The sequence below is a fragment of the Methylophilus aquaticus genome (assembly GCF_030769565.1).
Classification (GTDB): Bacteria; Pseudomonadota; Gammaproteobacteria; order Burkholderiales; family Methylophilaceae; genus Methylophilus; species Methylophilus aquaticus.
In genome coordinates, this window is record NZ_JAVCAP010000020.1 from 70,994 (window position 1) to 82,258 (window position 11,265).

12 protein-coding genes are annotated in these 11,265 nt (G+C 52.4%); 1 reads left to right on the top strand and 11 read right to left on the bottom strand.

Features of this window, described 5'->3' with window-relative positions; genetic code table 11:
- Positions 1–27: 27 nt before the first annotated feature.
- From fliP to fliF, 11 genes are all read right to left on the bottom strand, one after another.
- Positions 28–786 carry a flagellar type III secretion system pore protein FliP gene (gene fliP, locus Q9291_RS09665; RefSeq protein ID WP_306389838.1) on the bottom strand — a complete coding sequence of 253 codons (759 nt, stop codon included), beginning with the start codon at positions 784–786 and terminating at the stop codon, positions 28–30.
- A 126-nt stretch (positions 787–912) separates the two neighbouring features.
- Entirely contained in the window at positions 913–1,383 is a 471-nt protein-coding gene (gene fliO, locus Q9291_RS09670; RefSeq protein ID WP_306389839.1) for a flagellar biosynthetic protein FliO, read from the bottom strand.
- 19 nt (positions 1,384–1,402) lie between these two features.
- Positions 1,403–1,891, bottom strand: coding sequence for a flagellar motor switch protein FliN (gene fliN / locus Q9291_RS09675; RefSeq protein WP_306389840.1), 489 nt, complete (start codon positions 1,889–1,891; stop codon positions 1,403–1,405).
- Positions 1,891–2,892: a flagellar motor switch protein FliM gene (gene fliM, locus Q9291_RS09680; protein ID WP_306389841.1), complete on the bottom strand. Its 1,002-nt coding sequence runs from the start codon at positions 2,890–2,892 to the stop codon at positions 1,891–1,893. Before fliM ends, fliN begins: the two co-directional genes overlap by 1 nt.
- Before the next feature lie 18 nt (positions 2,893–2,910).
- Positions 2,911–3,504, bottom strand: a complete 594-nt coding sequence (locus Q9291_RS09685) for a flagellar basal body-associated protein FliL (RefSeq protein WP_306389842.1) — start codon at positions 3,502–3,504, stop codon at positions 2,911–2,913.
- 247 nt (positions 3,505–3,751) lie between these two features.
- Positions 3,752–5,173, bottom strand: coding sequence for a flagellar hook-length control protein FliK (locus tag Q9291_RS09690; RefSeq protein WP_306389843.1), 1,422 nt, complete (start codon positions 5,171–5,173; stop codon positions 3,752–3,754).
- 17 nt (positions 5,174–5,190) lie between these two features.
- Positions 5,191–5,640 (bottom strand): flagellar export protein FliJ, encoded by a 450-nt coding sequence (gene fliJ, locus Q9291_RS09695; protein ID WP_306389844.1) that lies wholly within the window; start codon positions 5,638–5,640, stop codon positions 5,191–5,193.
- Positions 5,641–5,658: 18 nt separating this feature from the next.
- Positions 5,659–7,170, bottom strand: coding sequence for a flagellar protein export ATPase FliI (gene fliI, locus Q9291_RS09700; RefSeq protein WP_306389845.1), 1,512 nt, complete (start codon positions 7,168–7,170; stop codon positions 5,659–5,661).
- A gap of 29 nt (positions 7,171–7,199) precedes the next feature.
- Complete coding sequence (locus Q9291_RS09705; protein ID WP_306389846.1) at positions 7,200–7,877, bottom strand: flagellar assembly protein FliH; 678 nt, start codon at positions 7,875–7,877, stop codon at positions 7,200–7,202.
- Between the two features lie 24 nt (positions 7,878–7,901).
- Entirely contained in the window at positions 7,902–8,900 is a 999-nt protein-coding gene (gene fliG, locus Q9291_RS09710; RefSeq protein WP_306389847.1) for a flagellar motor switch protein FliG, read from the bottom strand.
- Positions 8,901–10,628, bottom strand: coding sequence for a flagellar basal-body MS-ring/collar protein FliF (gene fliF, locus Q9291_RS09715; RefSeq protein WP_306389848.1), 1,728 nt, complete (start codon positions 10,626–10,628; stop codon positions 8,901–8,903).
- A gap of 263 nt (positions 10,629–10,891) precedes the next feature.
- On the opposite strand from fliF, the gene fliE reads away from it, so the two are divergent.
- Positions 10,892–11,257, top strand: a complete 366-nt coding sequence (gene fliE / locus Q9291_RS09720; protein WP_306389849.1) for a flagellar hook-basal body complex protein FliE — start codon at positions 10,892–10,894, stop codon at positions 11,255–11,257.
- The last annotated feature ends 8 nt before the right edge of the window (positions 11,258–11,265 follow it).

Consider the following 11,265-nt stretch of genomic DNA (forward strand, 5'->3'; position numbering starts at 1 on the left):
TCTTCCTTAATCGGTGACGACTGATCGCTACATCACAAAGCTTTGTGCGAGCGACCCCAAAATCAGTTGCCAGCCATCGACCAGCACAAACAGCATCAGCTTGAAGGGCAACGATACAATCGCTGGCGACACCATCATCATCCCCATCGCCATTAAAATACTGGCTACCACCATATCGATAATTAAAAATGGAATGTAAATGGCAAAGCCGATCTGGAACGCGGTTTTCAGTTCACTGGTCATGAATGCGGGCACCAGAATACGCAAAGGCACATCCTCCGGCGTATGCATGGCTTCGGTATGGGCCATATTGGCAAACATCGCCAGATCATTCTCGCGGGTCTGCTTGAGCATAAAGGCCTTGAGGGGCAATGCACCTCTGGTCAGCGCTTCTTGCATGGTGATTTTGCTCTCGGACAGAGGCTGATAGGCATCCACATAAATTTTGTCGAATACCGGGCCCATGACAAAGAAAGTGATGAACAATGACAATCCGATCAAGACCTGATTTGAAGGGGCAGACTGGGTACCTAAGGCCTGCCGCAGCAGGGACAGCACAATGGCAATCCGGGTAAACCCGGTCATCATCAAAATCGCCGCAGGGATAAACGTAAGTGAGGTCAGCAGAATCAATGTCTGCAAACTGAGCGTATAGTCCTGACCACCTCCTGCACCAGGCGTGACCGAACCGATAGACAAGCCGTCGGCGGCCCATGCCAAACTTGGCATGAAACAGAAACCGAGACACAATCCGATCAGAAATTTCAGTACAGTGGGTAATCGCATAGGGGAGCTATCCAAAACTGAGGCCGCGTTGCAACAGAAATGGCTTCTGACACAACGCTGACCAACTCAAACATAATGCATAGTCTACGCCGTGCTCCGCAGTTTCAAATGCGGGAAATGAACACCTCAAGGCTTGTTTTTAAGGCTTTTGACCGTTTGTTGCATGGCTTGCTGCAAACGCGTGGCGAATGAGTCTTGCGGATTGATCACAGAGGCGTCTAAGGTAGATGAAGTTTCAGCAGAGAGCGGCGCTGGCGTTGACTGTATGGCAGGCACCTCGCCCAAGGCAGTCATTTGTCCAGGGCTGACCCCGACCACCAGCCAGCGACCAGCAACTTCCAGCACCACTACGCGCTCTCTGGGCCCGAGATGCACGCCCCCCACTTGCTTAATCACGCCAGCCTGCGTCATGCCCTGCCCTGGCAACACCCTACGAGCCACCCAAGCCATGCCGCCGATTACCAGCAAAACAATCACAGTACCCAGCACCATGCGACCTAATCCATCACCAACGCTGGAAACCATGGCTTCAGCAGCTTCCGCGCTGTGTGCCAGCAGCACCAGCAGCAGCCATGGCATCGTTTTTAAGTATTTCATGGGCATTGAACCCCTCACATTAACGGTTCAATTTGCGGATACGTTCAGCAGGCGTAATAATATCTGTCAAGCGGATACCAAACTTATCGTTGACCACCACGACTTCACCTTGCGCAATCAGGCAACCGTTCACCAGCACATCCATGGGCTCCCCGGCCATACCATCCAGCTCAACCACAGAGCCCTGCGCCAATTGCAACAGGTTTTTGATTGATATCTTGGTACGACCGAGCTCTACGGTCAGCTGCACTGGAATATCGAGAATAAAATCGATATCGTTCTGAGTGCCTTCCATCTTGTTGCTGGCACTGAATTCATTAAACACCGCCGCTTTTCCGGCAGGTTCCTGAATCGCTGCCGACTCAGCCTGCGTCTGCTCAGCCATAGCTGCGCCCCAGTCATCTTCGGCAATCGTCTGCACATCATTCGTCTCAGGCGCGCCCATGGCTGCCATTGCCGCATTTAAATCATCATCATCGTTCGTTTCGATTGCGGGTTCCATCGCCATTATGACTCTCCTTGCAATTGCTCTTGGCTACCATTGGCTTTAACCAATTTATCCACTTTGAGGGCGTACTGCCCATTAAATACACCGTAACGACATTCCATTACCGGAATATTGTCTATCTGACCTTCAATGGTGTCGCTGATATTAATGGGTATCACGTCTCCTGCTTTTAACTCCAGCAGATCGGATACCGTCATCTTGCGGGAAGCCAGATTGGCCACAATTTCCACTTCTGCCGACTGGATTTGTTGCGTCATCATCTTGACCCAGCGTTTATCGCCACCCAGATTCTCCCCTTGTAGCGGAGAGGTCAAAATATCCTTGATCGGCTCAACCATGGAATAAGGCACACAAAAGTGCATTTCCCCGCCATTCGGCCCCAGTTCGATATTGAAGGTAATCGCCACCACGACTTCATTTGGCGTCGCAATATTGGCAAACTGCGTATTCATTTCCGAGCGTAAATATTCAAACTTGATCGGATACACCGGCGCCCATGAGCGCTCGTAGGCGTCAAACATGATATTGAGGATGCGCTGGATAATCCGCTGCTCGGTGGCCGTAAAGTCACGGCCTTCCACCCGGGTATGAAAGCGGCCATCGCCGCCAAACATATTATCCACCACCAGAAATACCAAGGTGGGATCCATCACCATCATGCCGGTTCCGCGCAGCGGACTGATGTGAATCAGGTTAAGGTTGGTGGGCACCACCAGATTACGAATAAAGTCGGTATATTTGATAATCCGCACAGGGCCCACTGATACTTCAACCGTGCGCCGCAGAAAGTTGAACAGATCCACGCGCAAAAAACGCGCAAAGCGTTCATTGATAATTTCCAGCGTGGCCATGCGGCCACGCACAATACGTTCCTGGGTTGCCAGATTGTAGTTGCGGACACCAGCCTCGTCCTTAGTTGACGTGTCCGTATCCTCGTCGCCCTCAACGCCTTTCAGCAGAGCATCAATTTCATCTTGTGATAAAAACTTGTCAGCAGACATGGCAACTCACACTCGCAATTACTGAATCACAAAAGAAGTAAACAATACCTGAGTCACCTTAAGCGGCTTGCCACCTTTGCTCAACGGTTTTTTCAACTCGGCCAGCAACTCTTCACTGAGTTGCGTTTTACCTTCCGGTGTAGAAATATCAGAGGCTTTCTTACTGGTTAACAGCAGCAATACGCGGTTACGCAAAGCGGGCATCTGCACCTTCAGCTTCTCGGCCAGTTCAGCGCCTTTCACTTCTACCGTCAAATCCAGTTGCAAGAACTTGTCATCCGGGTCAGGCAGCAGGTTCACGGTAAAGGTTTCAAACGGCACAAACGTCAGGGCTGTTTTGGGGTCGGCATGGCCTTCCGCTTCTGGCTCCTCTGCGGCCTCTTCTTCAGCAGCAGCCTCTTCACCATGGCCTTCGCCATCCTCTGCCTTGGCTTCGTGCTCACCGGCCTTCGCTTTAGCCTGATGGGCATCCGGTTTCTTTTGCATCAAAAAATACGCCGCAGCACCGCCTCCAATGGCCAATACCAGCACAGCCACAAGGATAATAATCAGTTTCTTTTTGGGTTTGGGTGCTGCCTCAGCATCTTCTGCTTTAGCGGGTTCTTGAGCCATCGCACAGACCTTTCATTTCAAATTCAAACATATAACAACGGTGTATACGTTGTTATTATGCGCATGGGCAGTCAATCAGGATTGACAGATAAAAGGGGGAAATCACGGTTTAATCAAACTTTGCGGGGTGGAGATGGTCAGCGGGATGGGTATGGATGCAAAAGCGGTCAGGCAATAATGATCAATGCAGGCAGGCAGCCAGACATTTAGCCCATCCTGTTGAAGCTGTAACTATGCCAGATATAGGCTAGACAAAGGTATCGACCATACCCAGCTTGACCGTTCTGACCGGGGTTGAGACTGGCTGCGTGGCCGCGTCTGCTTCCAGTTCGCCGCTTCTTCGTATCTGAGCGGAAGACTGTTGACCTTGCGTTTCAAAATGTTGCTGTGCCTGTCGGCCATCCCCGACAAAGGTTTGGCCCAACTGTAATCCCTGTGATTGCATGCGGTCCTTCAAATCCTGCATGCCATCCTCCAGTGCCTGACGCACCAGCGGGTTATCGGTAATAAAACTGGTGTTGACTGACTGGTTATCCACCTTAAGGACCACCTGGATCGGGCCGAGATCCGGGGGGGACAATGTCAGGCTGGCCACCTCATCCCCGCTACCCACCATCTTCATCACATGCTGGTTCATCGCCGCCTGCCAGCGCTCATTGCCAAACGGCGTGGCTATTTGCGTGGTGACCACATTGCTTGTTTGCGTGAGTCCGGCCGCATTAAGCCAGGGCGTGTTTGGCATCGCCTGTGATGCAGGTAACATATCAATGGATGGTGCCTCCGCCGTGAACGGCTGGCCTTTGTCCTGGCCGGCTTTGCCTGTCATGGCAGCTTCAATCGAGGCATCCATCACTGACCTGGCGAGATCAGTCGTTTCCGAAAGGCCGCTCAAGTCCACCGCGCTGGCTGACTCGGACGATGCGGTATTCAATACTTCATTAAATGACGCTGACGGAGGGGTCTCAGTCGGGGTGTCCAGTGGCCGGGCAGGCACACCAGTTGCCACCGGTGCTTGCAAAGCCTCTTCCGCAGTCATGGCTTCGGAGGCCTCACCGCTGACGGCTACCGGCAAATCGATAGCCGACTGCCCAGATTTTCCGGCTGATGGCGCCCCTTTTTCAGCAGCACTCGTACTGGCAGGACGCATGGCAATCATAGTCTGCATCCATGGCGAAACGCCACTGTCAGTGATATCTTGCGCATTCAACTCACTCAGCATGCGTTTTTTGCGCTCTGCCGGAGTTTCCTCGACTTGTGGCTCGGTATTGACCACTTTGCCTGCCTGACCGTCCTCTTGCTGCACGACTTCTTTTGTGGTCGCATGGTCAGTGTCTTGCTGCGCGGCTTCATTTTGCGTAGCTGCATTCTGGGCTGGTTGATCAGCAGCTTGTTTTGCTTTGGACTGGCTCTCGGCATTAGCTACTGGCGCATCATTCTCCCGACTACGGGCGTTTTGCTTTGCTGTGTCGGCTGCCTTGTTCGTAGCAGATTGGGCCACGGGAGAAGACACGGGAGCTTTTTGCAGAGACTGTTGCAGCTGTTTGCGCAAAGTTTGTGCAAACTCTATTGAAGGTTTGCTCTCACCATCTTGGACGGGGTTGCTGTTCTGGGCCGTTTTAACCGGCTCTGCGCCCATATTGAGCGGGTTGACTGCATTCAAAAATGCCATACTATTCTCCATGCCTGTCATGTCAAACCGGACCGCTTGGCACGACTGGCGAATTCATCCATCATTTTCTGGTCCCGCTTGCGCTCAACTTTCTGCTGTGCGTGTTCTGCGCGGGCAATCAATACCTCATAAGACTTTTGCTTGCGCTGCTTTTCTTGCAATTCAAGCTGTTTCTGCTGTACAACTGACTGCCAATGCGCGATTTGAACATTTTGTCCCTGTACCGCCAATTCCAATTGCGAGAAAAAACCCTGAAAATTGCGGTATAAATCGGCTTTAAGCCCTTTTTGCGCAGCAAGCTGCCATTGTTGCTGATATTCCTGCTGGTATTGTCCCAACATGGCTTGCTGGGTGTGTGCCTGCTCCAATTGCTGCATGGCCAGCGCCAGCGCCTGCATGGCCGCGTCTACTTCCTCAGTTGCCAGTCCCTGTAAAAACACCAGTGTTTGGGTAGATTGATTAGCCATGAAACACAATCCCTTTCATCAGGAAACCACGTTGGCCAATAAATCAAGGCTGGCCTGCATATCCGCACACTCGTGGATATCTTGCTGCAAGAACTGATTAATCGCATCACGCTTTTGAATGGCGAGATCCAGCATCGGGTCTGACCCCGCCTGATAGGCACCTACAGCAATCAGGTCCTGACTGCGCAAAAATCTTGAATACAGTTGTTTGAGCAGACGCGCCTGTTGCTGATGCTGACTGCTGGTGATGTTATGCATGGCGCGGCTGATCGACTGTTCAATATCAATGGCAGGATAATGTCCGCTTTCGGCCAGTGTACGATTCAGCACGATATGGCCGTCGAGAATGGCGCGTGCGGAATCAGCAATCGGGTCCTGCTGGTCATCGCCTTCCGTCAGCACGGTATAAAACGCTGTAATCGAGCCTTCGCCACGCGCGCCGTTACCCGTACGCTCTACCAGTGCCGGCAATTTTGCAAACACCGAGGGCGGATAGCCTTTGGTCGCTGGCGGCTCACCAATCGCCAGTGCAATTTCACGCTGGGCCATGGCATAACGGGTGAGTGAATCCATAATCAGCAGCACATTTTTGCCTTGCTGGCGGAATTTTTCGGCAATCGCCGTGGCATAACTGGCACCTTGCAAACGCATCAAGGCAGACACGTCTGCCGGGGCAGCAACGACGACCGAACGCGCCAGGCCTTCAGGCCCTAAAATCTGTTCGATAAACTCCTGTACTTCGCGACCACGTTCTCCAATCAGGCCCACCACAATCACATCGGCTGTGGTGTAACGCGCCATCATGCCTAGCAGTACGCTTTTACCGACGCCTGAGCCGGCAAACAGACCAAGACGCTGACCGCGCCCCACCGTCAGCATGGCGTTAATGGCGCGCACCCCCACATCCAGGGTCGTTTCAATCGGCGCCCGCATCAGTGGATTAATCACACGCCCACCCAGCGGCGCCGTCACTTCTGTGGAAATCGGCCCCAGACCATCGAGCGGATTACCGGCCGCATCGACGACACGGCCTAGCAAATGGTCACCGACCGGAAAATGGCGGGCACGGTCTTGCGCACGTCGCCGTGGCGGACGGCCAAATTGCGGTTTAGGCAGGGTTTCGGCAATTTCCAGACTGAATACTTTGGCTCCGGGGACCACGCCTTCTACCGCAGACTGCGGCATCAGCAGCAGGTTTTCGCCATCAAAGCCAACAACTTCGGCCTCGACGCGCCCGCCGTCTTGTAAGGGGATATAACAGGCACTGCCAATCGGCAGCTTGATGCCAGTGGCCACCATCACCAGGCCAGTCACTTTGATAATACGGCCAGCCACTTCCAGCTGCTCCACCAGATTCACCAGTTCGCGGCAATCCTTGAGGTAACTCTGCCAGCGTTGGCTATGGATATTGTCTGTTAATGGCGCAGCAGCAGTGGTTGCAGCCGAATCAGCGGTTTCTGTATCCGGAACAATCACGTCTGCAGCAGGGGCAGCAGGATCAAGCGCTGCGGAAATAGTTTCATCAGTCATACGGGATATGCGCTTCTGGCTTGCCTGTTTTATGCGGTGTGTTCTGTGGAGAAAGCAGGCGTGTGCCAGTCATCCACGCGCGACAAGCCTTGCGTCATCCGCTTCCAGCGAATTTCGTTGGTGGCGTCAATCTGGTTATCAGCGGTTTCCACCATACAGCCACCTCGTTCGACACTACTGTCTTCCACCACCTGCCAGCCCTGCTCCTTGAGTTCATCGCCCAAATGCGTACGAATCACCTTGGCATCTTCATGGTGCACAATCAGTCGGGCTGGTTGTTTTACTTGTGGCAGATAATGCATGGCATCAAGCACTACAGGAATCACTGCTTGCGGGTCTGCCTGCATTTTCGTTTTCATCATGGCTTTAGCCAGTTCCAGCGCAAGGGTCAATACCGATTCGGCAACCGCAATATCCTGCATGGAAAGTGCCTGCTGAAAACTGTCTGCCAGCTTCACCAAGTGTTCACGCTCGTCTGCCAGCTGCGCAGTTGCCTGTTGCAGGCCATCACCATAGCCGATTTTAAAGCCATCTTCGTAAGCCTCTTGCCGAACCTGCTTGAGAATATTGCTGACCGTACGTGCATTCTCTTCTGCCTGTGCATGATCACGTCTGGCCTGCTCGGTCGGCGTCACATCGTCAAAACTCGCCATCTCCCAGCGCTGATAAGCCGACATTTTCTCTTTGGGGATTGCTGAAGCTACCATACCAATTCCTTACACATGCGATATTTAAACGTATTGTTCACCGTCGCCTTTAGCGGCCAGCATGATTTGTCCTTCATCGGACAAGCGTCTGACCACTTGCAGAATCTGTTTCTGCTGGGCTTCAACTTCAGACAACTTGACCGGTCCGCGCGACTCCATATCCTCACGCATCATGTCGGCTGCACGTGATGACATATTCCGCAGAAACTTCTCTTTCATTTCATCAGAAGTCCCTTTCAGTGCCACAATCAGCATATCGGACTGCACTTCGCGCAGCAGCACCTGAATGCCCTTGTCATCGACTTCCATGATGTTGTCGAAGACAAACATCTGATCCATGATTTGCTGGGCCATGTTATCGTCGTAGCTTTTCAAGCCATCCATCAACTTGGCTTCGTTCTCGCCACTCAGGTAGTTCATGATTTCGGCAGCAGTTTTCACGCCACCAATCGATTGCCGTTTCAGGTTTTCATTACCGGCCAGCATTTTCAGCATGCCTTCATTCAGTTCTTTGAGTGCAGCCGGTTTCACGCTGTCCAGCGTGGCAATTCGCAGCATCACATCCTGACGCAACCGGTCGGTAAAATGGCTTAAAACTTCGGCGGCCTGATCAGACTCGAGATGGGCCAGAATGGTGGCAATAATCTGCGGATGTTCGTTTTTGATAAAATCGGCCACACTGAATGCATCCATCCATTTCAGGCTTTCAATACCGGCAGCATCCTGTGACTGCGGGATACGGTTGAGCAGATTCGACGCTTTGTCGTCCCCAAAAGCTTTAATCAATACTGAACGGATGTAGCTGTCAGAATCCAGTCCAAAATCACTGCTGCTGGCAAAATCAACCAAAAATTTTTCCAGCACTGATTCAACTTCCTCGCGCGGCACTGGCTTCATGGAGGCCATCACAATGCCCAAGCGCTGTACTTCTTTGGGCGTTAAGTGCTTCATGACCTCGGCGGCTTCATCCTCGCCAAGTGCCAGCATTAAAATCGCACTATTATTTAAGCCTTCGTCACTCATTTATTTCTCCGTTGACGTCCACCCGGACACTACATTTGCAACCATACGCGGATTCTCAATCGCCAGTTGCTTGGCTGCACTCAGGGTCTGATTCAGGCCCCCTCCAGCATTGGCGAGTGCGGGCGCATCGCCACTGAGCGTGACCAGCGCGTCATCCGCACCGGCTTCACCTCCAGCGGACACCATGCCGCCGGCCTCGGCGCTGCCAGGCAGCAATTGCGCCTGTGCTGCCGCCAGTTCGGCTTGTTTTTTATCTGTTCCGGTCAACCTGCCAGCCATCGGCTTGAGCAGTTTTTTATAAATCAGCATCAACACCACAATCCCGGCAATAAAACGCAGCGCGTCTTTTCCATACTCGATGGCAAGCGGATCTTTCCACAACGGTGGCTCGGCCAGTTTTTCCTGTGCCTCGGCAACAAACGGCGTATTGACTACCGAAATCGTATCGCCACGCTCACGGTTAAACCCCATGGCCTGCATGGCCAAGTCACTGACTTGCTGTTTCTCGGCGGCGTTCAAGGCACGATAAGTGGTTTTACCAGTGCTATCCACCACAGGAATATGGTTAACCACTACAGCCACATGCAAACGCTTGACGCCGCCTTTGGGCTGTTGCATGTAGCTGACTGTTTTGTCAATTTCATAGTTGGTGGTCGAGTCTTTTTGTGTGCTCAGGTTCGCCGGCGTGGCAGGTGCAGCCGGTGCACCCTCGCCATTGGCCCCCGCCGCTTGCGGTGCATTGATCGGTGCGGTGGATTCTGGCGGTGGCTGATTGGAAAGTGCACCTGGCACAGCACCGTTATCCTGATTACTATTTTGCGACTCATGGGTTTGTGCACTGCGCACGGCCATGGCGTCAGGTTTGGTATTGGGCTTATAAGATTCTGCTGCCTGCTCGGTCACTGAAAAATCAATTTCGGCGCTGGCTTCAGCATGTACATTCTTTGCACCCACAATAGGCGTAATAATTGACTCGACACGGCGGGCAATACTGCTTTGCATGTTTTCGACGTAAGCCATTTGCTCCGGGTCTAGTCCGTTTTGTTTAAATCGATTGGTATTGTCAGAGATCAGATTACCGTTCTGGTCCACCACGGTCACATGGTCAGCAGACAGATTAGGCACACTGCTAGCCACCAGGTGCACCACTGCAGCCACTTGCTGTGCATCCAGACGGCGACCATTATGCAGATTCAATAATACGGAAGCAGTTGGATACTGTTGCTCACGTACAAATACGCTGGGCTTGGGAATTGCCAGGTGAATACGTGCAGCCTGTACTGCAGAAATGGACTGGATGCTACGCTCCAGTTCACCTTCGAGGCCACGCTGAAAGTTCACTTGCTCAACAAATTGGGAAACACCAAACTTCTGGTTCTCAAGCAGCTCAAAACCAATGTTACCGCCTTTGGGCAATCCTTGGGCGGCCAGTTTCAAACGCACCTGATGCACCTGATCTGCGGGCACCAGTATCGCGCCCCCGCCCTCGGCAAACTGGTAAGGAATATTCAGTTTTTCCAGCTCGGAAACAATGGCACCACCATCTTTATCTGCAAAGTTGGAAAACAGCACGCGATAATCCGGTTTTTGGCTCCACAACCAAAACACGACCATCACAGCCACCACAGCAGCAATCCCTGCCACCAGCAGTAGTTTCTGACCCAACTGCCCGAACGCCGATGCGCCCGGTAGATTGTTTGACTCAAGTGCGGCAGCGTCAGCAGCCATTGGAACCTCCATGATTACATCCATTACAACGTGCGAGGCAGGTCATTAGAACACCCTGCACATCACTTTTAACGCTTTACAACTTACCCTTTACGGGAGTTGCTGATGAGACACATTATGCGCTTGCAGTGATGATTCAAATCCGTAAATAAGATGGATTAATGTCGCCTATTTTGCAGAGCGGTGTATGGATAGCAATGATAAAGTGGTCACCATGAGATTTCGTGGGCAATGATGCCCGCTTTGAACAAAAGGAGACCACCATGAACGCAGGCGGTATTGATGCTCAGCGCATCTCGTCCATGCTGGCACAATTGCGCGCTGCCGCTCAAAAACCGGAAGGCTTTGGTGCGGCTAATGCTGTCAGCCCGGTACAAAAAACAGTCCAGAGCAGCCCGACCAGCCAGGTCAGCTTCAGCGATGCCTTGAAGGCTTCACTGGATCAGGTCAATAACATGCAGGTGCAAGCCGAAAATGTGGGTAAAGACTTTGCCATGGGCAACGACAATGTCAGCCTGTCAGATGTCATGATTTCTGGTCAGAAAGCCAATATTGCGTTCCAGGCCACCGTGCAGGTACGCAATAAGCTGGTGACCGCCTATCAAGACATGATGAATATGCAAATCTAGCCAGCCTG